The 25,909-nt window shown below is 35.2% G+C and carries 24 protein-coding genes; 10 read left to right on the top strand and 14 right to left on the bottom strand.

The window, feature by feature from the left end:
* Positions 1–246: 246 nt before the first annotated feature.
* Positions 247–2,568 carry a PAS domain-containing sensor histidine kinase gene (locus BXY64_RS14060; RefSeq protein WP_120240642.1) on the top strand — a complete coding sequence of 774 codons (2,322 nt, stop codon included), beginning with the start codon at positions 247–249 and terminating at the stop codon, positions 2,566–2,568.
* Between the two features lie 58 nt (positions 2,569–2,626).
* On the opposite strand, the gene rlmD is transcribed toward BXY64_RS14060, so the two are convergent.
* Positions 2,627–4,036, bottom strand: a complete 1,410-nt coding sequence (rlmD, locus tag BXY64_RS14055; protein WP_120240641.1) for a 23S rRNA (uracil(1939)-C(5))-methyltransferase RlmD — start codon at positions 4,034–4,036, stop codon at positions 2,627–2,629.
* A gap of 196 nt (positions 4,037–4,232) precedes the next feature.
* Here rlmD and BXY64_RS14050 point away from each other — a divergent pair, with 196 nt between their 5' ends.
* Positions 4,233–5,351, top strand: a complete 1,119-nt coding sequence (locus tag BXY64_RS14050; RefSeq protein WP_120240640.1) for a glycoside hydrolase family 10 protein — start codon at positions 4,233–4,235, stop codon at positions 5,349–5,351.
* 34 nt (positions 5,352–5,385) lie between these two features.
* Here the strand turns inward: BXY64_RS14050 and BXY64_RS14045 are convergent, their stop codons facing one another.
* Positions 5,386–5,832: an STAS/SEC14 domain-containing protein gene (locus BXY64_RS14045; RefSeq protein WP_120240639.1), complete on the bottom strand. Its 447-nt coding sequence runs from the start codon at positions 5,830–5,832 to the stop codon at positions 5,386–5,388.
* Positions 5,833–6,012: 180 nt separating this feature from the next.
* On the opposite strand from BXY64_RS14045, the gene BXY64_RS14040 reads away from it, so the two are divergent.
* The 4 genes from BXY64_RS14040 (at position 6,013) to rlmB (ending at position 11,011) form a co-directional block, all read left to right on the top strand.
* Positions 6,013–6,762 carry an AAA family ATPase gene (locus BXY64_RS14040; RefSeq protein WP_120240638.1) on the top strand — a complete coding sequence of 250 codons (750 nt, stop codon included), beginning with the start codon at positions 6,013–6,015 and terminating at the stop codon, positions 6,760–6,762.
* 87 nt (positions 6,763–6,849) lie between these two features.
* Positions 6,850–8,790 carry an ABC-F family ATP-binding cassette domain-containing protein gene (locus BXY64_RS14035; protein WP_120240637.1) on the top strand — a complete coding sequence of 647 codons (1,941 nt, stop codon included), beginning with the start codon at positions 6,850–6,852 and terminating at the stop codon, positions 8,788–8,790.
* 231 nt (positions 8,791–9,021) lie between these two features.
* Positions 9,022–10,266, top strand: a complete 1,245-nt coding sequence (locus BXY64_RS14030) for a DUF418 domain-containing protein (RefSeq protein WP_120240636.1) — start codon at positions 9,022–9,024, stop codon at positions 10,264–10,266.
* A gap of 4 nt (positions 10,267–10,270) precedes the next feature.
* On the top strand, positions 10,271–11,011 hold the full coding sequence (rlmB, locus tag BXY64_RS14025) for a 23S rRNA (guanosine(2251)-2'-O)-methyltransferase RlmB (RefSeq protein WP_120240635.1): 741 nt from the start codon (positions 10,271–10,273) through the stop codon (positions 11,009–11,011).
* 93 nt (positions 11,012–11,104) lie between these two features.
* Here the strand turns inward: rlmB and BXY64_RS14020 are convergent, their stop codons facing one another.
* The 5 genes from BXY64_RS14020 to BXY64_RS13995 all read right to left on the bottom strand — a co-directional run bounded on the left by BXY64_RS14020 (position 11,105) and on the right by BXY64_RS13995 (position 16,295).
* A complete protein-coding gene (locus tag BXY64_RS14020; protein ID WP_120240634.1) occupies positions 11,105–12,469 on the bottom strand; it encodes a 4Fe-4S dicluster domain-containing protein in 1,365 nt (454 codons plus the stop codon).
* Positions 12,470–12,844: 375 nt separating this feature from the next.
* Complete coding sequence (locus BXY64_RS14015; RefSeq protein WP_120240633.1) at positions 12,845–13,930, bottom strand: 3-oxoacyl-ACP synthase III family protein; 1,086 nt, start codon at positions 13,928–13,930, stop codon at positions 12,845–12,847.
* Between the two features lie 257 nt (positions 13,931–14,187).
* A complete protein-coding gene (locus BXY64_RS14005) occupies positions 14,188–14,742 on the bottom strand; it encodes a chalcone isomerase family protein (protein WP_120240631.1) in 555 nt (184 codons plus the stop codon).
* A gap of 14 nt (positions 14,743–14,756) precedes the next feature.
* The gene (locus BXY64_RS14000; RefSeq protein ID WP_120240630.1) at positions 14,757–15,050 is read right to left on the bottom strand and encodes a PQ-loop repeat-containing protein; all 294 of its coding nucleotides are present in this window, start codon (positions 15,048–15,050) and stop codon (positions 14,757–14,759) included.
* A gap of 6 nt (positions 15,051–15,056) precedes the next feature.
* Complete coding sequence (locus BXY64_RS13995) at positions 15,057–16,295, bottom strand: mechanosensitive ion channel family protein (RefSeq protein WP_120240629.1); 1,239 nt, start codon at positions 16,293–16,295, stop codon at positions 15,057–15,059.
* A 161-nt stretch (positions 16,296–16,456) separates the two neighbouring features.
* Between BXY64_RS13995 and BXY64_RS13990 the strand changes: the two genes are divergently transcribed.
* Positions 16,457–17,740, top strand: coding sequence for a M64 family metallopeptidase (locus BXY64_RS13990; RefSeq protein ID WP_120240628.1), 1,284 nt, complete (start codon positions 16,457–16,459; stop codon positions 17,738–17,740).
* A gap of 104 nt (positions 17,741–17,844) precedes the next feature.
* On the opposite strand, the gene BXY64_RS13985 is transcribed toward BXY64_RS13990, so the two are convergent.
* Positions 17,845–18,180, bottom strand: coding sequence for a DUF6249 domain-containing protein (locus tag BXY64_RS13985; RefSeq protein WP_120240627.1), 336 nt, complete (start codon positions 18,178–18,180; stop codon positions 17,845–17,847).
* 364 nt (positions 18,181–18,544) lie between these two features.
* Between BXY64_RS13985 and BXY64_RS13980 the strand changes: the two genes are divergently transcribed.
* Complete coding sequence (locus BXY64_RS13980) at positions 18,545–19,120, top strand: RNA polymerase sigma factor (RefSeq protein ID WP_120240626.1); 576 nt, start codon at positions 18,545–18,547, stop codon at positions 19,118–19,120.
* Positions 19,121–19,140: 20 nt separating this feature from the next.
* Positions 19,141–19,566 carry a hypothetical protein gene (locus BXY64_RS13975; protein WP_120240625.1) on the top strand — a complete coding sequence of 142 codons (426 nt, stop codon included), beginning with the start codon at positions 19,141–19,143 and terminating at the stop codon, positions 19,564–19,566.
* Positions 19,567–19,722: 156 nt separating this feature from the next.
* Here BXY64_RS13975 and BXY64_RS13970 read toward each other — a convergent pair whose 3' ends face one another.
* The 6 genes from BXY64_RS13970 to BXY64_RS13945 form a co-directional block, all read right to left on the bottom strand.
* Positions 19,723–20,094, bottom strand: a complete 372-nt coding sequence (locus BXY64_RS13970; protein WP_110360567.1) for a DUF3127 domain-containing protein — start codon at positions 20,092–20,094, stop codon at positions 19,723–19,725.
* A gap of 24 nt (positions 20,095–20,118) precedes the next feature.
* Positions 20,119–20,553, bottom strand: coding sequence for a peptidylprolyl isomerase (locus BXY64_RS13965; protein WP_120240624.1), 435 nt, complete (start codon positions 20,551–20,553; stop codon positions 20,119–20,121).
* Between the two features lie 385 nt (positions 20,554–20,938).
* Positions 20,939–21,643: an FKBP-type peptidyl-prolyl cis-trans isomerase gene (locus BXY64_RS21550; protein ID WP_120240623.1), complete on the bottom strand. Its 705-nt coding sequence runs from the start codon at positions 21,641–21,643 to the stop codon at positions 20,939–20,941.
* A 24-nt stretch (positions 21,644–21,667) separates the two neighbouring features.
* Positions 21,668–22,270: an FKBP-type peptidyl-prolyl cis-trans isomerase gene (locus BXY64_RS13955; RefSeq protein ID WP_120240622.1), complete on the bottom strand. Its 603-nt coding sequence runs from the start codon at positions 22,268–22,270 to the stop codon at positions 21,668–21,670.
* Between the two features lie 117 nt (positions 22,271–22,387).
* Positions 22,388–23,092, bottom strand: a complete 705-nt coding sequence (gene mnmD, locus BXY64_RS13950; protein ID WP_120240621.1) for a tRNA (5-methylaminomethyl-2-thiouridine)(34)-methyltransferase MnmD — start codon at positions 23,090–23,092, stop codon at positions 22,388–22,390.
* A complete protein-coding gene (locus tag BXY64_RS13945) occupies positions 23,089–24,600 on the bottom strand; it encodes an MATE family efflux transporter (protein WP_120240620.1) in 1,512 nt (503 codons plus the stop codon). Before BXY64_RS13945 ends, mnmD begins: the two co-directional genes overlap by 4 nt.
* Positions 24,601–24,697: 97 nt before the next feature.
* On the opposite strand from BXY64_RS13945, the gene dinB reads away from it, so the two are divergent.
* A complete protein-coding gene (gene dinB / locus BXY64_RS13940; RefSeq protein ID WP_120240619.1) occupies positions 24,698–25,762 on the top strand; it encodes a DNA polymerase IV in 1,065 nt (354 codons plus the stop codon).
* Positions 25,763–25,909: the final 147 nt, after the last annotated feature.

The following is a 25,909-nucleotide window of genomic DNA, read 5'->3' as shown; positions in this document are numbered from 1 at the left end:
GATATATATTTAATAAAGGTATTATGGCATATAGAAAGTAAATGATGAATAGATTTTATTTGTAATTTATGTTTGGGTTAAATGTATTTTTATTTAACTTTATGTATCTGTAGTTATTTTTAATGGTAAGAATATCATTTTGTTATTAATAGTCAGGGTTGCAATATGAGTCTGTGTTGATTTGTGTGTTTGCTGTAATTATTTTTAGTTGACTATTTATTCTACTATCGAATAGAATTGAAAATTATGTCAGAAGTTGTAAATTATAAGATTTCAAGTCGCATTTTAAGTAAATGGCAAGATGTATTGAATCTCATTTCAAGGACATTCAATATTTCGAATGTAATTATCGCTCATTTTAAAGAATCAAATATTGAGCTTTTATTAAAAAGTGATGGATGCAATAAAGCATTCATGTTAGAGATTCAAGAAAATTTGGATCATGTAAAAGAATTAGCTGCAAAAAAAGAAATTTGTTCTGATGATTTTGTACTTAACAATTTTAACAACCTCAATTATTTTGGATATCCTCTTAAGTTTTCGAATGGAGATTTGTTTGGAGTTTTATATGTTGTAAATGAGGAGGAAATAAAGTTCGATTCAGGTATAAAATGCTCGCTGGTAGAATTCCGAAAGATTATCGAGTCTGATTTAAAAGTATTGTATCAGGAAGAAATGAATAAGTTCTTTTTGGAAGAGTATAAGGTAGAAAATCAAAAACTTGTAGAGCAATTGTTGAAAAGTGAATTGAAGTACAAAACACTTTTTTCAACTTCAACTTCAGCTATAGCTATTTTTGAAACGATTAAGAATAAATCTGGAGAATTGGTGGATTTACTCTACAAGGATATGAATCCGGCGAACGAAAAATTTATAGAAATTTCAAGAGAAAAAGCGATTGGTAAGACTTTGTTGGAATTGTTTCCAAATACAGAACCCGAGTGGATTGATTATTTCAATTCGGTGACTAATGATTTCAAGAATACCAATTTTTACTCCTATCATTCGGATATTGGGAAGTTTATTTATGTAGATTCATTTCCGTTAAGTGAAAAGGAATTTGCAGTTTCAGCGGTAGATTTAACCGATAAGGTTAAATTAAAGAAGAAGTTAAGTGAGGTGGAGAATAGATACAAGAATATTTTTTACGGTAGTTCTTCCGTAATGATGCTTGTGTCGCCAGAAAATGGGTTGATAAAAGATGTGAACGAAAGTGCTTGTGAGTTCTATGGTTATTCTAAAAGAGAACTGTTAAATCTTAAAATTTGGGATTTAAATATTGCAGGAGAAGTTACGGTTTGGGATAATATTGAGAAAGCTAAAACTAACTCAAAAACGATATTTAAAGCGAAGCACCGCCTTGCATCGGGAGAAATTAAAGATGTTGAAATTTCGTCAGGTGTTGTTATGGTTGATGGCGTAGAACTTTTACACTCTGTAATTCGGGATGTGACCGAAAGAAATAAGAACTTGCTTAAAATAACTAAACTATCCAATGCGGTTGAGCAAAGTCCTGCATCAATAGTAATTACAAACACTAAGGGAGAAATAGAATATGTAAATCCGATATTCTGCAAGGTGACCGGGTACGATCTTAAAGAGCTGATAGGAGAAAATCCAAGGATTTTAAAATCGGGCAAACAATCCGCTATTGTTTACAAAGATTTGTGGCAGAAAATATCGTCTGGTGAAAAGTGGGAAGGAGAATTTTATAACAAGCGTAAAGATTCTAGTTATTATTGGGAGTCGGCTTCCATTTCACCTGTGGTTGACGATGAAAATAGTATCATAGGGTACTTAAAAGTTGGATTGGATATTACCGAAAAAAAACAAATTGAAGCTAAACTAACACATGCCCTGCTTAAGGCAGAAGAAAATGACAGGCTTAAAACGGCATTTCTTGCTAATCTGAGTCATGAAGTTAGAACCCCACTAAATGGTTTGCTTGGATTTACCGATTTTATTGGTGATGTTGATTTAACAGATGAAGAGCGAAAACAGTATGCTTCCATAATAAAAGATTGTGGAAATCAGCTAATGAGTATTATGGATGATATAATGGATGCTTCATTGTTGGAGGCAAAGAAATTACAAATAAATGTAGATCGTGTTTCTCTTGATCCATTTTTATCTGGTTTAAAAAATCTTCATACTGTTGAGGCTGAAAAAAAGAAGTTAAGTGTAAAATTGGATTACATGTTTAACCCAAATTTTGAAATACATACTGATAAAGGTAAACTGTTACAGGTTTTAAATAATTTGATTCGAAATGCCATTAAATTTACCAAAGAGGGTGAGATTATTATTGGTTGTGAAAGTTTAAAAGATACAGTTCTTTTTTATGTGCAGGATACAGGAATAGGAATATCTCCAGAGCATCAGAAGATTATTTTTAGTCGTTTCAGACAGATCGAAAATCACCTTATCAGACAACATGGAGGAATTGGTCTGGGACTATCCATATCGAAAGATATTGTAGAGCTATTGGGCGGTGAATTGTGGGTAGAATCGGATGTTGGGCGTGGTTCAAAATTTAGCTTTACAATTCCTAAAAGTATTGTTAAATAAAAACAAAAGCTCGCAAAGAATATCTCTGCGAGCTTTTTATATTTTAAGGCTGAAAAACTTAACGTTTCTCCAATTGCACAATATTTTCCACATGATGAGTGTGTGGGAACATGTCGACAGCTTGTACTTTGGTTACTTTGTAGGTTTCGTCCATTAGTGCTAAATCGCGAGCTTGAGTCGCCGAGTTACAGCTTACGTAAACAATGCGTTTTGGTGCTGCGTGCAGAATGGTTTCCACAACATCAACATGCATTCCGGCACGTGGTGGATCAACAATCATGGTATCAGGTTGACCGTGAAGTTCGATAAATTCTTTGGTCAATACATTTTTCATGTCGCCAGCAAAGAATTTTGTATTGTTGATTCCGTTGATTTCAGAGTTTACCTTAGCATCTTCAATGGCTTCGGGCACATATTCAATACCAATTACCTGTTTGGCTTGTTTGGCTACAAAATTCGCAATGGTTCCCGTTCCCGTGTACAAGTCGTAAACCACTTCGTCGCCTGTAAGTTCAGCAAATTCGCGTGTTTTGCAGTACAATTCGTAAGCTTGATCGGAATTGGTTTGGTAGAATGATTTTGGACCAATTTTAAACTTCAAATCTTCCATTTGTTCGAAGATATGATCGCGTCCTTTAAACAATACTACCTCCTGATCGGTAATGGTATCATTTGCCTTTTCGTTGATCACATACATTAAAGATGTGATTTCAGGGAATTTTTCAACCAAATGATTCAGTAATGCCTCTCTCTTTTCCACATCTTCGTGGTAGAAAGTAACAATTACCATATTCTCACCTGTGGACGCAGTTCTAATGATTAATGTTCTTAAAAACCCTTCATGATTGCGAATGTCGAAAAAGCTAAGATCGTTGGCAAAAGCGAAATCTTTAATTGCCAAGCGAATGGCATTCGATGGTTCAGGTTGTAGGTGACATTTGTTGATGTCAACAATTTTATCGAATAATCGAGGAACGTGGAAACCTACAGCTGGTGTACGATTTAAATCTTCGCCACTGGCAATTTCTTCGTTGGTTAAATATCTCTTGCTAGAGAAGGTATACTCCAATTTGTTACGATAGAATTCAGTTTTAGCTGATGCTAAAATGTCATTCACTTCAGGTAATTCAACTTTACCAATTCTTTCCAAATTGTCAATTACCTCTTGTTGCTTGAACTTTAATTGTTCTTCGTATGGCAGATTTTGCCATTTACATCCACCACAAACACCAAAGTGCTCACAAAAGGCATCTTTTTTTAATGGAGAATGTTCGTGAAAGAAAACAGGATTACCTTCCATATAACTTTTGCGTTTTTTGGTAACCTGTACATCCACTACATCGCCAGGAATTACGTTTGTTACAAACAATACTTTTTCATCCACTTTTGCGATGGCCTTTCCTTCGGCGGCTAACTTCTCAATTTTAATGTTTTGCAGAAGGGGTTTTCTGTTTCTTCTTCTTCCCACTTGTCGTATATTTTTAATTTGGGCACAAAGATATAAAAAGTCGAATAGTCGAAAAGCCGAATAGTCAAAAAGTCAAAAAGTTGAATGGTCAAAAAGTCGTATTACATTTCCTGATACTCTATCTAAATACTTCTTACTTTAATTTGCTATCTTTAGCAAGTATTCCAAAGCCACAAATCTTATTTATAATTTAACTATGAACAAGCTACTTGCTGTTATCAGTTTGTTGTTGTTGGTGTCGTGCGGTACACAACAGTCAACTAAAGTGCCATGTTTTGCATGGCTTGGCGGTCCGGGCGAAGCAAGCGATGCCCAAATTTTACAAAAATTTACTGATTTAAAGGAAAAAGGTATTGATGGTTTGATGTATAACGGAGGTCATGATCCTGCGGTATATCAACGTGTGGGAAAGATTGCCAAAGAGGTGGGGCTGGAATTTCATACCTGGATACCAACAATGGTTCAAGGCAGAGATAAAAATATTCCCAAAGAATTGTATGCCGTAAATGGAAACGGAGAATCGGCCTACGATAAACCGGCCTATGTTGATCATTATACTTTCTTGTGTCCGAATAAGGAGGAGGTATATAAATATCTGTCAAACTTATATGTAACTATCGCTAGATTACCAGAGGTTGATGGTGTGCATTTGGATTATATTCGTTTCCCTGATGTAATTCTTGCAAAAGGATTGTGGGATAAGTACGGATTGGTAATGGATAAGGAATATCCTGATTTTGATTATTGTTATTGCGATAAGTGTAAAGCTGATTTTAAGGAAAAAACAGGAATCGAAATCACTGATCAGGCTAAGGCAAGAGATTTGCAAGAGTGGAAAAAGTTTCGTCAGGATCTGATCACAAAAATTGTTAATCGATTGGTTGAAGATGTGCATGCTCAAGGTAAAGACATTACGGCAGCGGTATTTCCCGGGCCAAATTCACATGCGGTTAAAATGGTTCGCCAGGAATGGAATCAGTGGAATTTGGATGCCTTCTTACCAATGAATTATAATGATTTCTATTTGGAGGGAACCGAATGGATTGGCAAAATGTGTAAGGAGTCTGTTGAAAGTTTAAATGGAGAAAGACCGATTTATAGTGGTTTGTTTATTTGCCCAAGTCCAGATTCAAAAGCAAAAGAAGCAGATCCTGAGAATCATGGCCTACTGCCAGAAGAGATTGGAGAAGCAATTCGAGAATCGATGGTGAATGGTGCTACAGGAATTTGTTTGTTCACACCTGATAGGATGACTAACGAACATTGGATAGAATTCGAAAAGGCGATTTTTAAAGATTATTCGAAAGAGAAATAAAAAGTAAAGGAGAACAATTTAAAGTTCTCCTTTTTTATGATGCTTTTTTGTGTGTTAGCTTTGATAAAGCTTGATGGATTTGTAATTTCCTCTTGTGTTGACATTTTGAATTGATCCAATCTAAAGCAGTCTTTTCAGAATTAAATACTTTAATGGCAATACCTAAATGTTTTACTCCTTCGAAAAGTAGCATGCTTTGTACTACCTGAGAAGGAGTATCAGCTAAAACGGCAATTTTTTTGGCATTAACATGTATCTTTTCTTTCAGAAAAAAGTTGGTATAAAGCTTATTGTCTTCAATAGATGCTATTAAGTTAAGATCTTTAATGTCTATAAGAATATCAACAGGCGAATCAAGTTTCAAGCTTTCGAACATGGATTTAAATTCGGAAACTAAGATTTCTGGATCTACTTTCTTAGCATTACAAGCAATAACCAATTGCTTTTCTTTTTTCAAATATGAATATCTAATATTGCTCATTACCTTCCCCCCTCTAGAAACACATTTACCCTCTTATAGAGTTCATTGATGAAAAATAGTTCGCAAATGTAATTCTTTTGCAAAACTCTCAAAATGACCTTGCTTATGATTAAGGATAAAATACTAAGTTTGCAACATTAAATAAACAACAACAAAATACAGCAAACACAATATTTAAGCATGAATCACCTGTTTATACCCAACAACGGAAAAGTTGACATGAATGACGTTGTTTTTGACGAACAACTTTTTTCGCAGATTTCTCAGTTTTTAAGAGAATATGAACATGTTGAAATTCTTACAAAGTATGGATTGCCGGTTGTCAATAAGATATTGCTATACGGAAAATCGGGATGTGGTAAAACCATGACAGCAAAGGCAATTGCCAATAAATTGAATAAGAAAATCAAAACAATAAACCTGGGGAATATTATTTCTTCAAAATTAGGAGAGACCTCAAGAAATATTGCATCGGCTTTTAAAATGATTGAAACACAAGAGGCAGTTTTGTTTTTCGATGAGTTTGATTCTTTGGGAAAGGAACGAAACTATGACAACACGGATAGTAGCGAGATGAAACGTGTTGTGAATGGTATGATTCAAATGATGGATCACTTGCCAAAGAATTCTGTAATGATTGCAGCAACCAATCAAATTGATATGATTGATGAGGCTTTGATTCGCAGATTCGAATTGAAAATGGAGTTTCAAAATCCTAAAAAACAAGATCTTGATCGATTGTATGACAAACTATTGGCTCGTTTCCCTGAAGAGTATGCTAAAGTAAATCGTGTTTATGATATTTCTTTTGCTGAAGCTGAAAATATCGTAATGACTGAAGTAAAGGAGAATATCATTCAGTCAGAAATGTTGAAGAAAGCAGTGATCAGTGAAAAGATATCTGTGAACAGTGAGCAGTTATCGAATTAGAATTTCTGAAGAGCAATTAATAATTCTTCATTACTAATTGCTCATTCTTCATTATTTTTGTCGCCACATCTTAAAAACGGAATTAATATGATCTCTATAAATAATCTTACAGTTGAATTTGGTGGTTTTACTCTTTTTAAAGAGGTAAGTTTCCTTGTGAATTCGCGAGACAGAATTGGTCTTGTTGGAAAAAATGGAGCGGGAAAATCAACTTTGCTTAAGATTTTTGCGGGATTACAAGGAGCCACAAAGGGAAATGTTTCCATTCCTTCGGAGATTAAGATTGGTTACTTGCCACAGCAAATGAACCACTTTGATGGCAGAACGGTAATGGAAGAAGCTCTTACCGCTTTTGAAGAGGTTTTGGGCCTTGAAAAAGAGATTGCAAAAATTAATGCAGAAATCGCTGAGCGTACCGATTATGAATCGGAAGATTACATGAAGCTGATTAATCGCTTGAGCGATAAAAATGACCGTTACCACATGATGGGTGGTGAAAATGTTGATGCTGAGGCTGAGAAAACCTTATTGGGCCTTGGTTTTTTACGTAGCGATTTCACTCGTCAGACCAACGAATTTAGCGGTGGTTGGAGAATGCGTATCGAATTGGCTAAGATTCTTTTGCGTCGTCCGGATGTTTTTCTTTTGGATGAGCCTACCAACCATTTGGATATTGAGTCAATTCAATGGTTAGAAGATTTTTTGAAGGTGTATCCCGGAGCTGTGGTGTTGGTATCGCACGACCGTGCATTTTTGGATAATATCACCAACAGAACAGTTGAGATTTCGGTTGGGAAAATATATGATTACAAAGTTCCATATTCGGAATATGTTGTTTTGCATGCCGAGCGCAGAGAACAGCAGATGAAAGCCTATATCAATCAGCAAAAGATGATTAAGGATACCGAGGATTTTATTGAAAGGTTTAGGTATAAGGCAACTAAGGCTGTTCAGGTTCAGTCAAGAATCAAACAGCTTGAAAAGCTCGATAGAATTGAGGTGGATGAGGAAGATATGTCAAAATTGAATTTGAAATTTCCACCCGCACCTCGTTCTGGTGATTTGGTTTGCGAAGCTAAGAACTTGAGCAAAGCTTATGGCGATCATCTGGTTTTAAGTGAACTGGAGTTTGTAATTGAAAGAGGAGAGAAACTTGCTTTTGTAGGAAAGAATGGAGAAGGAAAATCAACTCTTGTAAAAGTTTTGATGGGCGAGTTAGAATACTCAGGTATTTGTAAGCTTGGGCATAATGTAAAAATTGGATACTTTGCTCAGAACCAGGCTCAACTTCTGGATGAAAACAAAACGGTTTTTGATACGATTGATGATGTTGCCGTTGGCGATGTACGAACTAAAATCAGGGATATTCTTGGAGCTTTCATGTTCCGTGGCGAAGATGTAGACAAGAAGGTTAAAGTGCTTTCGGGAGGAGAAAGATCTCGATTGGCAATGATTCGCTTGCTTTTAGAACCAGTGAATTTATTGGTGCTCGATGAGCCTACCAACCATTTGGATATGAAATCGAAAGATGTGTTGAAAGAGGCCTTGTCACAGTTTGAAGGAACCGTTATTGTTGTTTCTCACGACCGAGAGTTCCTGGATGGTTTGGCTTCGAAAGTATATGAGTTTGGCAACAAAAAAATAAAAGAACACTTGGGAGGTATTTATGACTTCTTAAGAGCTAAACGAATGGAAACTCTTCAGGAGTTAGAAGTGAAAAAAGCGATTGTTCAAGAGAAAGCTGAAGAAGCTCCTTCGGAAAATAAGTTGAATTACCTGGAGAGAAAAGAGTTAAGTAAAAAAATCACCAAAATGGAGCGCAATGTTTCCAAGGCTGAAGAAAATATAGCCAAGTTTGAAGAGCAAATTGCTGAAATGGAGGACTTGCTTTCTAACCCTGAGAAAATGCAAGATCAATCTCTTTTTACCAAATATGAGGATGCTAAGCAAGATCTTGAAAATGAAATGATGGCCTGGGAAGAATACAATGAACAATTAGAGGAATTGATTTCTGAAAGAGGGGAGTAGTTTAAAGGATAAAGGATAAAGGATAAAGGAGTCATTACCTGAAAATAGGTTGACTGCAGGTCTTAAACTAAAAGTGAACATATTCTTTGTGGACTTTGTGCAATAACTTAGTGTGTCTTTGTGTTAAAGTTTTTGTGTAGGAAATCTTTGCGATCTTTTAAAATAAAAACCTCTGCATCCTTTACGTGAAATATTTTATTTCTTTAATCTTCTTATCTTAGAAAGAAAAAAATGCAAACCACACATGCTGCTCCAACTACCCTAAAAGAAAGAATCCATTCCCTTGATATTTTGAGAGGCTTCGCACTATTGGGCATTCTATTTATTAATATTCAGCTTTTTGCTTTGCCAAATGCATCATTTGCCAATCCTTTGGTGTTGGGAGAAATGAGTGAATTGGAAAGTTTTTCTTATTGGCTGGTTCATGTTTTTGCCGAGCTAAAGTTCATGAGTATTTTCTCTATTCTGTTTGGTGCAGGCATTCTATTATTTGTGAATCGTTTGGCAGATAAAGGGATTGATGGCTCAAAAATTCACATCAGAAGAATGATGTGGCTTCTACTTTTTGGGATGATTCACGCTTATTTAATTTGGTTTGGTGATATTCTGGTTGCCTACGCAATTATTGGTTTAATTGCTGTGCTGCTTCGTAAAATGAAGGATGTATGGAAGTTGGTTTTCGCTGTATTGCTTTACCTGGTTCCTATGCTTTTCTTTTATGCAATTGGAAGTATGTTTGATACCATGCCAGAAAAAATGATGGAAGAGTCAATGTCTGAATTTTTACCTTCTGCTGAGTCATTATCTGCTGAAATAAACTTATATCAACATGGCTCGTGGTTCGATATTTTTGTGAAAAGGGTTCAGTTAAACATGAATTATCAGGTAGGTGGCTTCTTTATGCTTTCTGTATGGCGAACTACAGGAATGATGTTGTTAGGGATGGTACTTTTAAATCAAGGAATTTTATCAGCAAAAAAATCCAAACTATTTTATGCTGGAATGGCAGTTTTTGGGATAGGAATTGGTGCATTAATTTCCAATTATGGCGTTCAGGAAATGGCTCAAAATAGATGGGAAGTAGTACATTATTTCAAATATGGATATCAGTACAATTATTTTTCCAGCATTTTTACTTCTCTAGGCTACATTGGCTTAATCATTTTGGTGTATCAATTAAATCTGTTGAAATTTTTAACGAAAGCTTTCGAAGCAGTTGGTCGATTGGCTTTTACAAACTACCTTTGCCAATCCGTAATTTGTTCCATCATTTTTTATAGTTACGGATTTGGATTGTTCGGTGAGTTCAGCAGGTTTGAGTTGCTATTTTGGATGCTAGGCATCTGGATTTTTCAAATAACTTCATCTTATATTTGGTTGAAGTATTACAGGATGGGACCATTGGAATGGTTGTGGCGATACCTAACCTATAAGGAAAAACCACAACTTGCATTAAAAGTAAAATCAAGGAATTAGATAGATGGCTAAACAGAAACAGGAAATGTTGTTCGGTATTAGAGCAACAATGGAAGCGATTAAAAGTGGTAAAGAAATTGAAAAAGTATTAATTCGTAAAGGATTAACTGGTCGTTTGTACCAAGATCTATTCGATTTAATTCGTGATGAATCAATCGAATATCAATTTGTTCCTGCTGAAAAAATCAATTCACTTAACCAGAAAAACAACCAAGGTGTTGTTACCTTAATTGTACCTATTGCTTACCAGGATGTTGAAGATGTTGTGCCACAAATTATGGCTGAAGGTAGAACTCCTTTAATCTTAATCTTGGACCAGATTACCGATGTTAGAAACTTTGGTGCCATTGCTCGTTCTGCAGAGTGTGCTGGGGTTGATGCGATAATTATCCCATTTAAGAATTCGGCTAAAATTACACCTGATTCAATTAAAACTTCAGCCGGAGCATTGTATCAAATTCCGGTTTGTCGTGTACAGAATCTAAAAACTCTAGTGCGAAATCTTAAAAAGGAAGGAATTCGAATTGTAGCTTCAACCGAGAAGGCTGAAAGTTATTATACCGATGCAGACTTAACTTTGGCAACGGCTATTATTATGGGATCGGAGGATACTGGTATTGATGAGGCATTGCTTCGCTTGGCTGATGAAAAGGTAAAAGTACCAATCTTGGGTCAGATTGAATCGCTGAATGTTTCGGTAGCTGCATCCTTAATGGTATACGAAGCTGTTCGACAGAGAAAATAATCTGTAAAGACTAAAAATATTGCAACGCAGAAAGAAGCTTTCTGCGTTTTTTTTATGGACAAATATGAAATAATACGTTTCTAATCAGGAAATTTATTTCTGCGCCTTTTTGCTGTTAGGAATCCAGTTCGGAAGATCTGCCGATTTTGGTTTCCTTCCATAAAAGAAATCATCCAAATGAACAGCCAAGATTCTGAATAGAGCAGAATTTTTAATTCCAAAACGAATAAAGTTGTGCAGTAAATTATTGGGATGCGAGTATGGACAACAGGCCATACAACGACCACAATCGGTACCAGCTTTGCACCAATAGGTAAAGCAAGATTCAGAATTGATCTGCCATCTTTTAATTCCATTCACAAGTTTTGGATCGTCGAACGATATGGATTTGCTTGGACAAACCTCGGCACATTTTTTACATTGTAAGCAGAAATCAAGCATCGAATTTTCCTTGGTTCTTTTGTCAGTATTCAATTCAAATTCTGTGGTAACCACTCCCAATCTAACTCGCGGACCTTCTTTTGGAGTCATTAGTAATCCCATTCTTCCAATTTCTCCTAAACCTGCGTCGCGAGCAACCAAAGGGCAAACAATTTGGTAATTCCCATCGATATGAGCTCTGGCTGAAAATCCCATGCTTCTTAAGAATTGTGCCAATTGAACAGCAATTCGTCCAGCTTCTAAATACTGTTGTGCCGATTCCATTACAATGGAGGATTGTGGTGCTGCGGCCACCATTTCCTGACTCATTTCAACAGTAAAGGCAATGGCATGTGAATGATAACTCTCGATAGGATCACCATATTCTTCACCTCTACCTTTATGCGAATAGAAATGATAATCTTTCAATTCAGCAATTCCTACATTTAAAACTCCAAGCTTTTTGCTCCAATCCTTTATAAAATTACTTAATTCGTCTTTTGAAATATCTGATTTTTTTGGATTGATATTACCATCTACAGCTTGATGAAATTGATCTACCGTAAAAAAGCTGGCATTGGCAGCTTTGTATGCCAATTCATTAAAGAAAATGGATTTATCAGCAGTTAATCCGGGTTCTTTTCTAAACTCATTATCCAGTTTTAATTTGTCTGGGTTTTTGGAATAATATTCATTGAACCTATCTGTGTTTTCTTTTAATTCGTTTCGTGAAAACATGATATCTCTTTCGTCAATCTGTGCTTGTGGAAAATCATCGGTAATGTTTTTCTTATTGCCGAAAGGAATAAGAAACAGGATTCCGGTAATCAAAAGATCGGCTGTAAGAATGAGAGCTACAATTTCCCAGTTGTAATACCATGTTATCAGGTAAATAGGAGGTAGGAGTAAAGCAAGTAAAATGGCTCTGAAACCAGCCCTTTTTTCTTTTTCCTGATAAAAAACAATGGATGCGTACAGTAAACCTGCCAACAGAATAATTGAAAAAATCAGGCAGGTAAGAAGTGAAATTTGGTTCATTTGATTAGGCTTAGAACCGAAAGATAAAGGATTTTTTTAGGGAATCCATTTTGCAAATCTAATTTGGATTCTTTCTCGGCATTTAAACCTTAAATTGATTAATTATATGTTTATGCATTTTAAATCACAATTTAAAAAAGAGCAAAAAATTACCCGAACCAACAAGTGTTAATTCGGGTAATATTGTATAGTAATTTTAGGGTTAGAATGCAATTCCAAAATCAAATCTGATAATATCTTATTCTCCTCAATCCCTTTTATTTTCTAGCCTCTATCAGATTCAGCCCTGCTAATTTAGAAAAATTATTTTTGAATCCAACACATTTGGATAAATCTTTATTAAAAAGATTAAAATTTTAACATTTCAAGTTCTATTTACACTTTATATACAAAAGAGTTAATGTTCATTCCCGCACCAACAGATGCAAAAATAACATAGTCGCCAGGATTTAAACTGTGACCATTTAGAGTTCCTTTTGCAATTTGATCGTAAAGAACAGGAACGGTAGCTACAGAATTGTTGCCCATTTTTTGAAGAATAATTGGCATGATATCTTCAGGTACTTCTCTTTCTTTGTACAGCCTAAATAGTCTTTTTCCAATGGCTTCGTCCATTTTTTCGTTTGCCTGGTGTATCAGGATTTTCTTAATGTCTTTGATATCCAAACCTGCTTTATCGATACTTTCCTTTACAACTCCAGGTACGTTGGTAATTGCGTATTCGTAAATTTTACGACCGTACATTTTAATGAAATGGCTGTTGCTGTTTCCTTCAAAATCAGCATTGTCCGAAATATCTGTTCTTAAAAAATATGCCTGATCTTTGGTGTCGGTTCTCATTGCATGAGATAGAATTCCAGTTTCTTCTTCCGATTCACAAGCTTCCAAAATAGTGGCGCCGGCTCCATCGGAATAAATCATACTATCTCTGTCATGTGGATCACAAACACGTGATAGAGTTTCTGCACCAATAACCAATACTCTGTTGGCATCTCCCGATTTAATGTAATAGTTGGCTTGAATCATTAACTGAACCCAACCTGGACATCCAAATAGAATATCGTAAGCAATACATTTTGGGTTTTCAATTTGCAGAAGGTTTTTCACTTTCGCAGCCAAACATGGAAGTTGACTTGTTAAAGTTGAATTTGGTTTTATATCACCATAGTTGTGCGCAACCAGAATATAATCAATACTTTCTTTATCGATTTTCGAAGAGTCTAGTGCATCTTTTGCAGCCAAATAAGCCAAATCCGATGCTTGCTGCTCATTCGTAGCATATTTTCTTTCCTCAATTCCGGTAATTTCACGGAATTTTTCAATTATTTCCTCGTTTGGAGTTTCAATTTTTTGTCCGTTCGGTTCAAAAAAATCATGGTTCAAAAAGTGTGAATTTTTAATTTCGATACTTGGCAGATAACTACCAGAACCTACAATTTTAGAAAATCTATTGGTACTCATTGTTATTGTTTTTGTTTCACAAAATGCACACAAAATTAAGGGTGCAAAATATCTTCTCAAGAAACAGATTCCTAAAGTCCGAAAGATTTGTTATAAAAGTATTTATCCCTAGGGATAATAAGTTTGGTGTGGGTGCTAAGATAAAGTTTTTTTTTGAACTGCATCTGCTAAACTTTTATTTAGAAAGCAATTTCAAATTTGATACAATAAAAAAAGGAGTGATCTAAAAATCACTCCTTTACTATTCTTTTCTGATTCTATTTAAGCAGATCTTCTTTTAAGTTTTTATCAGCAGGTTTATTACAAAGCCAAATGCCAAAAAGTGCTTTTTTAAAATCCAATCCATCAATTACCTTTTTAAGTTCTCCATTTTTGTATATCAAGCTTCCTTCAGTAGGATTGTAAACAAACTCAAAAATATCTTTCTTCTCAACACCGCTTAAAAAGACTGAGAGGAAATCATTTATTCTGGATTCAATTGGTTTAATATTGTTTTGGGTTGAATTTTTAAAACCATCTCTTGTGGCTTTCTCCATTTTTTCAGCAGTAATTAAACCCGAAATAATTTCAAGACGAATGCCCATGCTTTTGTTAGTATTAATGATTTGCGATGCATCACTGGTTTTATTTTCCAAATACAATCCCATTGCATACATATCCATCCAAAGTTTAACTCTGGTGCCAGCTCCTTGCAAGTTCAATTTTGTTTCTTTTACCATTATTTCCGATGGCAATTCAACTCCGCCTACTTTTGTTTGTGCAAATGAGCCAAAACAGCTAAGTATAAGTAAAAGGGTAAATAATTTCTTCATATCAATTTGGGGTTTTAAGAATAAATCAGTTTGGCATAGCAAAGATAAAAAGTTGCCACAATGTTAACCATATAGTTTAACCAAAGTGGATATTGTCTTTTATCAGCTTTTAAATCACCGTTTACAATATAGATAAAAGTAAACAGCACGCCAAAAGCCCACATCAGCAAAAAGGGCCAGTTAAAACTATCAACATCATGTGTTTTCCAAGTTTGAACAACTTGTGGAATCACTCCAATGCTGAGGATGATATTGCCAAACCAGCCCAAGGACTCGAAAAAATCGAGCTTTTTTAAGATACTCTTCATTTATAATTAGTTCATTAATTTTTGAAAATCATCACCAGTAGGATTCTGGAAGACTTTTAAATTGAATTCAGGTACAATCGCAAAAATATGATCGAAAATATCTGCCTGAATGGCTTCATAGTTTGCCCAGGCTTGATCATTTGAAAATACATATATCTCAATTGGTAGACCCTTTTCAGACGGCTGCAACTGACGCACAAGGAAAGTCATATCCTTATGAATCTTAGGGTGATTTTGAAGATATGCTTCAATATATTTCCGGAATGTTCCAACATTTGTGAGTCTTCTTTGGTTTACAGGAATCTCCCCTTCGGGATTAGATGATTGAATTTCTTCTTTCTTTTCTTTCATATAATCCTGAATCAAATTGATTTGTTCAAATTTATTGATGTCATCTTCAGAAAGAAAGTGAATGGATTTAACATCGATATTTAAATGCCTTTTAATTCTTCTACCTCCCGATTCTTCCATTCCTTTCCAGTTGTTAAATGATTCGGAAACCAAGGCATATGTTGGAATTGTACTGATTGTTTTATCCCAGTTTTGAACTTTTACCGTATTTAAGCTGATATCAATTACAGTTCCATCGGCTCCTTTAGAAGGCATCGTAATCCAATCGCCAATATTCACCATTTTATTGGCCGATAGTTGAATGGAAGCTACGAAACCTAAGATCGTATCTTTAAAAATCAACAGGATAACAGCCGCAAATGCTCCCATTCCGGCAATAATTGTTAACGGATTTCTATCGAATAAAACAGCGATTATTGCAATAATTCCCAATGCATAAAAGAAGATTTTTACAATTTGTATGTATCCTTTAATCGGTCGTGTTTTACTAACCGGCATTGTATTGTAAATATCGTTACTGGCATTTAGGAAAGTATCAAGAAGCATAATTGCAAGAACAACCATATAAACATATGCTCCATTTTCAATGATATTGCTCCATAATTGATGATCAATTAAACTTGCACTTGAATAGATAATTATTGCCGGTGCAAAATGTGAGATCTTATTAAAAACTTTGCGTTCTAGTAAGATATCGTCCCAATGTGTTTTGGTTTTTCTTACAACTCTGGTTATAAATGCAATTAAGATTTTTTTTGCAATATAATCAGATAACCAAGCTATAAGAATTACAACAACTGCTGCAATGACTGATTGTAGTAGAACAGCCCAATATTCTGAAATGCCTTCGTTGATTAGCCAGTTCTTTAATTGAACGCCTAATAGTTCTTTCATGGTCGAATTAAATTTGTGTGTGAATTAAAAATCTAAGATATCTATTTCGATGAGGAAAAGAAAAATGTGAATCTTTTATTATTAAAAATCTTGTAATTGGTGACTTATACCCATCTGTTAATTATTCGTATTTTTATCACTTCAACTTAAACAATCGTAAAATGAACCTAAAACCATTACTAGTTCTGATGTTTATTGCATTAAGTACTTTTTGCAATGCACAAAATAAATTTGAAAAATACTTCGAAAATAAAACCCTTCGAATTGATTATTTGATGGGAGGTGATGCAAATTCTCAAACCGTATTTTTAAAGGAGTTAAAAGAGGAACCTCATTGGGGAGGAAGTACCGTAAATTTGATAGACAAGTTTGGATATGGAACGTTTAGATTCAAATTGTATGATGCTGAATCAGGAGAATTGATTTATTCTAAAGGCTTTAATTCTCTTTTCCAGGAATGGCAAACTACGGAAGAAGCAAAGGAATTAAAAAAAGCATTTTACCAGGTGAATGTGATGCCATATCCTAAAAATGCTGCTCGTTTTGTGTTGGAGTCAAGAAAATGGGATGGAAGCATGGAGCAAATTTGGGAGTATACCATTGATCCTAAGAATTATTTTATTGGCAGAGAAAAGCCAATGGTAGTTCCTTATACAAAGCTTATGGGGAAGGGAAGTCCTGATAAAAGTGTGGATATCGCTTTTATTGCTGAAGGGTATACACTTGAAGAAATGGAAAAATTTAGGGCTGATGTAAAAAGAGTTGCAGGTTACCTATTGGATGTTCCTCCCTTTGATAAGTATGCAGAAAACTTCAATATTTATGCCTTGGAATCTGCATCGGAAGAATCAGGAACTGATGTTCCGGGAGAGAATATTTATAAGAATACAGCGGTAAATACTACATTTTATACCTTCGATGTACCTCGATACTTAACAACTTTTGATATTAAAGTACTACATGATATTAGTGCAAATGTACCTTACGATCAAATTTTTGTGTTGATTAATACCGATCGTTATGGAGGAGGTGGCTTCTACAATTATTATTCAAGTTGCTCGGCAGATCACCAGTTAAGCTATGAAGTATCAAGCCATGAATTTGGACATGGATTTGTTGGCTTGGGAGATGAGTATTACAACTCAAAGGTTGCTTACGATGGCTTTTACAACCTGGAGGTTGAGCCATGGGAACCAAACATCACAACTATGGTTGATTTTAACTCGAAATGGAAAGATATGTTGGATGAGTCAACACCAGTACCAACACCACGAACACCTGAATATGAAAAAACATTGGGAGTGTATGAAGGAGGAGGCTATATGTCTAAGGGAATTTATTCGCCAGTTCAAGATTGTAAAATGAAATCGAACAATGAGAAGCACTTTTGTCCTGTTTGTGAAAGAGCAGCCGAAAAAGTGATTCTATTCCATATTGGGAAATAATTTTAGAATTACGAAAGACAAGATTCTAGTTTGTGTAAAAACATATAAAAAAAATGCGCTTCGAATTGAGGCGCATTTTTTTGTTTGGGGTAAATTATTTCAAACTATTCAGTTTCTTGTTGTTTTTTAGCTATGCTGTAAAAAATTAACAGAGCCAATCCACCAAATAAGAAGATCATTGAAAAGTAAGAAACTTCTTCGTTTAATCTTGTGTAGGCATCAAGAATGTTACCAACAAGGATTCCTGCTGCCAATCCAATCAATAAAATTCCATACTTTAAACTTTCAAGTGTGCTACACTTTTTTTCTCCTTGCAATAAACTAATATCCATTCCTTTTTCGATTAATGCTTTTCTTTCTTTATGTCTGTGTACTAAAAAAATGATTAGTGGAACACATCCAAATACTGAAATTATTGCTACTACACCTGTGATATCCATATTATGTGATTTAAGGTTAAACTTTAAATTAATTCATTATTTATAAACTAAAATCGCTTATTGATTTTTGCTTTCAACTTTATGACGCCACCTTTTTTAAATCGGTTACAAAATATTTTAAGAAAGTTTTAACGTGATAAATTATTTAGATGAAAATCATTAGCTTAACTTGCATGTGTTGAGTGTGAAAAAAGAAATGTTGAACTTATTTTCTTTAGTCTGTAACCGAACCGAATACTTGTGCGTCTAAGTTACAGATGATTCAATAAAAAGTTTAAATTTTGATTTTGAAGCAACATTTTTCGACAAAGAACTGTCTTTTTAATTGATGAGATTTTGTTGAGAGTTGAAAGTTTGATTTAATATGGCATTGAAAAGAGATAGCTATTATATTGCGAAAATAAAGGAAGGTGATCCTGGTGCATATGCTGTTCTTGTTGATAAATACAAGAAAATGGCTTTTAATGTGGCTTTGCAGTTAATGGGAAGTAGAGAAGATGCCGAAGAGGTTGCTCAAGATGCTTTCTTGAAGGCTTATCAAGCACTGGATACCTATAAAGGAGATGCCAAATTTTCAACTTGGGTGTATAGAATCATCTACAATACAGCAATATCTAGATTGAGAAAAAAAAAGCTTGATGTAAGCTCGATTGATGAAGATTATTCAGCATCTGTAAATATTAAATCGACTCAATCGGCATTGCAAGAACTTCGTTCAGATGAAAGGAAAAAGTACCTAACGAAGGCTTTGCAACAAATGAATGCTGAAGACAGGACATTATTAACTCTATTTTATCTGGAAGAAAATTCGGTAGAAGAAGTTTGTGAAGTTACCGGATTAAGCCAGTCAAACGTGAAAGTAAAGCTGCATCGTGCGCGAAAAAAATTGTATTCGCAATTGGAAACAATTTTACACGGAGAGCTAAAAACAATATTATAGATCTTTGAAACAAGAAAACCATGAACAAGCAAGAAGATATCTATAAAGACGAATTCATTAAAAAATTAATGAAGGATGTGGAGTTGGAAGAACCATCAGAGAGTTTTACCAACAAGGTAATGGATGATGTGATGCAAGATTGGTTGGCAAAGCCAATTGAAGTAAAACAAACAAGATCAAGAAAGCAATGGTTAGGAATTATTGGCTTAATAGTAGTATTGGCAATAATATTACTGGGAACCGATGTAAGAACTTTGGTTAGTGATTTGGAGCATCCATTTTTTACACAACTGGATAAATTATTTTTAACGCCAATTAATCAATTGTTGAATGGAGTTTTTGTTAGCTTGTCGAAGGTTCCTGTAATTGTTTACATTGTTGTAGTTGCTATGGCTTCTTTGGCAGCCTTTGATAAAATTATGAATAAATATATTCACTTTAGATAAGTTCAAACACAGCCGGTGCCAACCGGTTTTTCAATAATTTTTTTGACGATAAGCTGCTCTTCATGCGAAGGGCAGTTTTTTTTATACAATAACAATTGCACAATGAAAAGACAATAAAAAACCCATTCCGATTGGAATGGGTTTGTATATTTTCAATTAAAAAGGAAGATCGTCCTCTTCTGGAGCAGGTGGTACATCATCTGCAGTAAATTCTGGCATTTCTGGAATTGCTGCTTCAGCTTGTACTTTTTCAATTCTCCAAGCTTCCAAATTAGAGAAGTAGTTTACTCTTCCATCTTTTTCCCATTTGCGACCGCGAATGTTAAAAGAAACTTTAATTTCTTCATTCAAAGAAATTGGTTCCAAAAGGTCACATCTGTCTTGAGTTAATTGGAATTTAATGAAATCGTTCCATTCAGAATTTCTTTCATTTTCTACTTCAATTACAAACTCTCTTTTTTTAAAGCGATCGCTAATTTGTTGAGTGTCATCTTTAACGATTACTTTTCCGTTGATTTCAAAATTCATCTGTATCTAATTATCTTTTAGGAATTACTCTTTAATGATTACAACTTTTTCGATTTTGTCGCCAGCACGGATGTCATCAATCACATCAAGACCTTCAACAACTTTACCAAAACAAGTATGGTTTCTGTCTAAGTGAGAAGTGTTGTCGCGGTTGTGGCAAATGAAAAACTGCGATCCACCTGTGTTTCTACCAGCGTGTGCCATAGAAAGAACTCCTCTGTCGTGATATTGGTTGTCTCCATCCAATTCACAGTCGATTGAATAACCTGGTCCGCCAGCACCAGTTCCATCAGGGCAACCACCTTGAATAACAAAGCTAGGAATTACACGGTGGAAATTTAGTCCGTCGTAAAATCCGGATTCCGATAGGTTTACAAAATTTTCAACAGTTTTTGGAGCGTCTTTTTCGTAGAATTCTACTTTCATCACTCCTTTTTCGGTATGAATTTCAGCGTACATGACTATTTATTTTATTGGTTATTATACAGTTTTATTAGTTTTCAAAAGGTGAAAACAAGATTTTAAATTTACAACATCGTCTTGGTAGTTGCAAAAGTATGCAAATCTAAAAAAAAGATATGGGCTTAAAAAATTGTCAACCTGCGATATGAATCCGCAGGCGGAAATGTAAGTCAAGTTTTTCTAGAAATCGTTGATACCGATTACTATTCAAAATAAGTCTTTAGAGCGTTTCACTTCTAATCCCGAACTTCGGGATTGAATATGTATCGGCATTATACCTGCGCACTTTAATATTTAAATGGTATAAGAGTCAAAAAACCCCTTTCGATTTTCATCAAAAGGGGTTCTGTTTTTAATGTATCGTCCTGAAACTACAGGTCAATTATTTTTTAGGTTCTGCTGGCGTTAAAATTTCCAAAAGTTCAACTTCGAAAATCAAAGTTTCGTTTGGACCAATAGCTCCACCTGCACCACGAGGACCATAAGCCAATTTAGCAGGAATGAACAATTCGTACTTAGAACCAACAGGCATCAACTGAAGTGCTTCAGTCCAACCTTTAATTACGCGGTTTGCAGCAAAAGTAGCAGGCTTGTTAGCTTTGTAAGAAGAATCAAACTCTTTACCGTCGATAGTTGTTCCACGGTAGTGAACTTTTACTTGATCAGTAGCCAATGGTTTTTCACCAGTTCCTTCTGAAATTACTCTGTATTGTAAGCCGCTAGCTGTAGTTATAACACCTTCTTTTTTAGCATTCTCAGATAAGAATTTTTCACCTTTAGCGATATTTTCTTCACCAACTTTTGCCTGAAGATCTCTCATGTAAGTATTGATTACAGATCCACTTTCACGCAATTCAATTTTCAAAGAATCTTCATCAATCACATCATAAATACCAGCAAGAATAGCTGCTTCGTTAAATTCAGTGATATTGCTTTTCTTAAGGTTTGTTCCGAAGTTAATACCAATAGCGTAACTAACAGAATCAATTTGATTATTTAAGGCAACATCCTTATTCCCGTTTTGGTTACAAGAAACAAGGGTCATAGCACCTAATCCAAGTGCAAGAGACAATGCTTTTAGTTTCATTTTGCGTTCTATTTTGGTTTATTATTATACGATTTCTAACAACTCAACTTCAAAAATAAGAGTTGTGTGAGGACCGATTAAGTTACCAGCACCTTGAGCACCGTAAGCCAAATCAGAAGGAACATATAATTTCCATTTCGATCCAACAGGCATTAATTGAAGAGCTTCAACCCATCCTGCAATTACACCATTCACTGGGAATGTAGCAGGCTCACCTCTGTTAACAGAGCTATCGAAAACTGTTCCATCAATCAAAGTACCATGGTAGTGACATTTTACGCTATCAGTACCTTTTGGTAAATCACCATTACCTTCTGTAATGATTTCATACTGAAGACCACTTTCAAGAGCAGTTACACCTTCTTTTTTAGCATTTTCAGCTAAGAATTTTTTTCCAGCTTCGATTGCAGCACCAGCTTGTTCTTCCTGAACTTTGGTAAAGAATTCTTGAAGGATTTGGTTTGCTTCTTCTGGAGAAAGTTCTGGCATTTTACCATTGAACGCAGCATCAAGTGCTTCCATGAATGGCTCAGTGCTAATGGTTTTTACTCCTGATGTAATTAGGTTGCTTGCGATGCTTAATCCAAGGCAATAAGATACCTTATCTTGTTCTTCTGTGTACTTCATTTTATATAATTATTTGTTATTTTCTTGTTTAATTTATGATTAATATGATCATAAAGATCGACTAAGGTAAGGCTTTTCCTTCACATATGCGAAACTGCACATGAATTTAAGTTTTTTTTACAGTTGTTCACTTGCTTTTGTCGAGTCAAAATCATCTATGCGAGTGGCACGTAACATTTGTCTTTTACCCGGAGGTCCTGGTAATCTTTTTACCTGAAAACCGGCAGCACGTAAGGCTCTTTTTACAATTCCCTTGGTACAATAGGTCGTCAATATGGCTTCTGAATTAGATGCATGATAGATTTTTTCAAATACATCTTGGCTCCATAAATCTGGTTGTACATCTGGTGCAAATGCATCGAAGTAAACCAAATCATATTTTGATGAAAACATGTATTCAATTAAATCTCCTTGCAGTTTGCGCAATGTAAAATTTTCATTGATTTGAATATCGGTATTCCACTCGCAGGAATGCAGCCTTTGAAACATTTCGCAAGATGCTTCATCCGATGGATCAGCATAATTCAGATCCTGAACCAATTCTTTTTCCAAGGGATAAAGTTCAATGGAATGGTAAATTACCTTTCTATTAAGCTTTTCTGTTTCCTTAACCGTTAAAAAACAATTTAATCCCGTTCCAAAACCAATTTCCAGAATGTGTAATGGATCCTGCAGTGAGAAATGAAATCCTGCGTTCAGGAAAATATGCATAGATTCCTGCCTGGCCCCATGGGTAGAGTGATAATGCTCATCCAAATCGGGCATGTAGAATGTATGAGAACCATCCTCAGTTACTTTAAGCTCCCTTTTTAATTTTTTCATCCGTTTAATTTTTCATCTTTTAACGGGTTAATTACAATTGATGTTTGACGTAATCTGCTTGGTAAAAGTCGAATCCAAAATTTTTGAAAAGGTAATGGATGCTTGTTTTCAGGATGTTTGTACAGTAGTAGTAAAAACCATAAGAACAATATACTTCCTTTCAAAATGCTTGATAAAGTTAATCCCCACCAAACTCCTGTAGCTATAATGGTATCAGAAGATATGTACTGATTAAATTCGGGTAGGAAATCTATTAAGGTATAACTTAAAAAGAATGCTAAAGGTATACGTAAAATATTCCCCGATATGCCAACAATTGCAGGGGGAACAGCTTTCCCTATTCCATTGAAAGCTCCTGTTGCGGTGATTTCAATGCACATAAAGATTTGAGAGTAACTTAAAATAATTAAATAAACAACTCCCATTTGAATCACTTTTTCATCTTTTTGATTCATGAATAAGCCAAAAATAGTTTCTCCAAAAAAGAAGAAAAGAACTGTACTAATAACTCCAATAAAAGCAGCAATTCCCAGTGTATAAAAAAAACCTTTTTGGATTCGATCCCATTTGCCCGCACCAAAATTCTGACCAGTGAATGTTCCTAAAGCTGTTGAAAAACCCAAGGCTGTCATCCAGGATAGGGCTTCAATTTGTCCCCCAATAGCTTGCACGGCAAAGGGGCCTTCATCACCTTCAACGATGTCGTTTAGAACTCTAGCCAAAATCATTGCTAGAAAAGCAAAACAAACCGACTGTAGTGCCACAGGCCCTCCAACTTTAAAAATCGGTTGCAAGTATTGACGCTGCAATTTGCCAATGTAGTTTTTAATGGATAATGGATTTTGCCTGATGTACAGGTTGTAAATGAATATTATAAACACTGTGAACTGAGAACCAACTGTAGCAATGGCAGCACCTTTGGCTCCCATAGCCGGAATATCGCCCCAGCCAAATATCAAAATCGGATCGAGAACGATGTTCATGATCAATCCAATTGTATTGACAATGAAAGGTGTTCTTGTATTTCCAATTCCATTGTAAATCCCCGAGATGCTTATATTCGAAAAGGTAAATGGCATTCCAAATGCAACAAACCTTAAATAGTCAACAGCTGTTTGATTTACAAAATCACTTTCGATATTGAAGGTGCTAATAATTGGATGGGCAAAAAACCATACAATGGCAGCAAATGCAGTTGAAATCAGCAAAGACAAACTAAACGCATTCTTTACAAATGATCTTGCATCATCAAAATTCTTTCTTCCAATAGATTGAGAGATCCCAACTTCGGCTCCAATTTTGGTAATGTACATCAATGAAGAACCGAACCAAACCAGGTAAAGAGCCATTCCAACTGCACTAACCGTTTCCTTTCCTACATGCCCCAGCCAGGCCATATCCGTCATGTTATAGGCCATTTGCACAAACGAAGTGGCAATAATTGGAATTGCCAACTTTACAATTTGTATAAATATATTTCCTGAGGTAAGATCTTTGATTTTATTCACTTTCTCGAATTGCTTTTAAATAGGGCGTAAAATTACAAAAATGGCAGCGATTATTTTTTGATTGCCTCATGATTATTCAAATATTTGCAGTGGAAATATGGACGAGATTCGAAAGATAATTCACATTGATATGGATGCCTTTTTTGCTTCGGTGGAGCAAAGGGATAATCCTGAATTGCGCAATAAGCCCATAGCCGTTGGAGGTGATGGAGATAGGGGAGTTGTTGCAGCTGCAAGTTACGAAGCACGTAGATTTGGAGTTCGCTCTGCAATGCCTTCGAAAATTGCAAAAAAGCGCTGTCCACACTTGATTTTTGTTCGCGGCCGTCACGATCGTTACAAGGAGGTTTCCAATCAAATTATGAGCATTTTTTACGAGTATACCGATTTGGTTGAACCGCTTTCTATCGATGAGGCGTTTTTAGATGTTACCCATAACAAGAAGAATCTGCCTTCGGCTACATTAATTGCACAGGAGATAAAGGCTCGCATTAAAGAAGAGACTGATTTGACCGCTTCTGCTGGGATATCGGTAAATAAATTCCTGGCTAAAATTGCTTCGGATGTAAACAAGCCCGATGGATTGTTTGTGATTCCTCCCAAGAATATCGAGAGTTTTATCAACGATTTGCAAATTGACAAATTTTATGGAGTTGGTAAGGTTACAGCAGATAAAATGCACAAACTTGGAATTTTTAGGGGAAAAGATTTAAAAGAGAGAAGTCTTTTGGATTTGAGCAGATTGTTTGGAAAGAATGGAGCCTATTATTACAATATTGCCAGGGGGATTGACGACAGACCTGTAAATCCAAATCGAATCAGGAAATCGGTTGGAACCGAACATACCTATCGAAATGATTTAATCGATACACAGGAGATTAAAAAAGACCTGAAGAAAACGACAGAATCATTGGTTCGCAGATTGGAAAAAAGTGGATTTAGAGGCAGAACCTTAACTTTGAAGTTAAAATATAGTAACTTCGAGCAGGAAACGAGAAGCAGAACGCTTTTGCAGGTGCTTGAAGGTGAAGAAATGATTCAAAAACTTGCAGAAGAGCTCTTGGATCAGGAACAGCTGAAAACAAGCATTCGTCTCATTGGATTATCTGTATCGAACAGAATAGACGAATCGGAACCTATGCAGCTTACAATTGATTTTTAATCAGGTCAATTCAATTGATTTTTATTGAAAATCATACCACAATAAACCATTTTATACCATTTAAATTTCAGAGTGAGCCTTGGCGAAACTGTGAAATATTAAATTGAAATGCCGATATATAATTAGTTAGTCATTTGGAGTAAAACG

This window comes from Marinifilum flexuosum (genome assembly GCF_003610555.1).
Taxonomy (GTDB): domain Bacteria; phylum Bacteroidota; class Bacteroidia; order Bacteroidales; family Marinifilaceae; genus Marinifilum; species Marinifilum flexuosum.
This window is presented reverse-complemented; position numbering and strand designations above follow the sequence as displayed.

What these genes read in the sequence shown, in the direction of transcription:
- BXY64_RS14060 (WP_120240642.1), top strand. Translation starts at nt 247, where the DNA reads ATGTCAGAAGTTGTAAATTATAAGATTTCAAGTCGCATTTTAAGTAAA.
- BXY64_RS13980 (WP_120240626.1), top strand. Translation starts at nt 18,545, where the DNA reads ATGGCATTGAAAAGAGATAGCTATTATATTGCGAAAATAAAGGAAGGT.
- mnmD (WP_120240621.1), bottom strand. Translation starts at nt 23,092, where the DNA reads ATGAAAAAATTAAAAAGGGAGCTTAAAGTAACTGAGGATGGTTCTCAT.
- BXY64_RS14030 (WP_120240636.1), top strand. Translation starts at nt 9,022, where the DNA reads ATGCAAACCACACATGCTGCTCCAACTACCCTAAAAGAAAGAATCCAT.
- BXY64_RS14020 (WP_120240634.1), bottom strand. Translation starts at nt 12,469, where the DNA reads ATGAACCAAATTTCACTTCTTACCTGCCTGATTTTTTCAATTATTCTG.
- BXY64_RS13985 (WP_120240627.1), bottom strand. Translation starts at nt 18,180, where the DNA reads ATGGATATCACAGGTGTAGTAGCAATAATTTCAGTATTTGGATGTGTT.
- BXY64_RS13965 (WP_120240624.1), bottom strand. Translation starts at nt 20,553, where the DNA reads ATGTACGCTGAAATTCATACCGAAAAAGGAGTGATGAAAGTAGAATTC.
- BXY64_RS14050 (WP_120240640.1), top strand. Translation starts at nt 4,233, where the DNA reads ATGAACAAGCTACTTGCTGTTATCAGTTTGTTGTTGTTGGTGTCGTGC.
- BXY64_RS14045 (WP_120240639.1), bottom strand. Translation starts at nt 5,832, where the DNA reads ATGAGCAATATTAGATATTCATATTTGAAAAAAGAAAAGCAATTGGTT.
- BXY64_RS13970 (WP_110360567.1), bottom strand. Translation starts at nt 20,094, where the DNA reads ATGAATTTTGAAATCAACGGAAAAGTAATCGTTAAAGATGACACTCAA.
- rlmB (WP_120240635.1), top strand. Translation starts at nt 10,271, where the DNA reads ATGGCTAAACAGAAACAGGAAATGTTGTTCGGTATTAGAGCAACAATG.
- BXY64_RS13990 (WP_120240628.1), top strand. Translation starts at nt 16,457, where the DNA reads ATGAACCTAAAACCATTACTAGTTCTGATGTTTATTGCATTAAGTACT.
- BXY64_RS21550 (WP_120240623.1), bottom strand. Translation starts at nt 21,643, where the DNA reads ATGAAACTAAAAGCATTGTCTCTTGCACTTGGATTAGGTGCTATGACC.
- dinB (WP_120240619.1), top strand. Translation starts at nt 24,698, where the DNA reads ATGGACGAGATTCGAAAGATAATTCACATTGATATGGATGCCTTTTTT.
- BXY64_RS14035 (WP_120240637.1), top strand. Translation starts at nt 6,850, where the DNA reads ATGATCTCTATAAATAATCTTACAGTTGAATTTGGTGGTTTTACTCTT.
- BXY64_RS14005 (WP_120240631.1), bottom strand. Translation starts at nt 14,742, where the DNA reads ATGAAGAAATTATTTACCCTTTTACTTATACTTAGCTGTTTTGGCTCA.
- BXY64_RS13995 (WP_120240629.1), bottom strand. Translation starts at nt 16,295, where the DNA reads ATGAAAGAACTATTAGGCGTTCAATTAAAGAACTGGCTAATCAACGAA.
- BXY64_RS13955 (WP_120240622.1), bottom strand. Translation starts at nt 22,270, where the DNA reads ATGAAGTACACAGAAGAACAAGATAAGGTATCTTATTGCCTTGGATTA.
- BXY64_RS13975 (WP_120240625.1), top strand. Translation starts at nt 19,141, where the DNA reads ATGAACAAGCAAGAAGATATCTATAAAGACGAATTCATTAAAAAATTA.
- BXY64_RS14040 (WP_120240638.1), top strand. Translation starts at nt 6,013, where the DNA reads ATGAATCACCTGTTTATACCCAACAACGGAAAAGTTGACATGAATGAC.
- BXY64_RS14000 (WP_120240630.1), bottom strand. Translation starts at nt 15,050, where the DNA reads ATGAAGAGTATCTTAAAAAAGCTCGATTTTTTCGAGTCCTTGGGCTGG.
- BXY64_RS14015 (WP_120240633.1), bottom strand. Translation starts at nt 13,930, where the DNA reads ATGAGTACCAATAGATTTTCTAAAATTGTAGGTTCTGGTAGTTATCTG.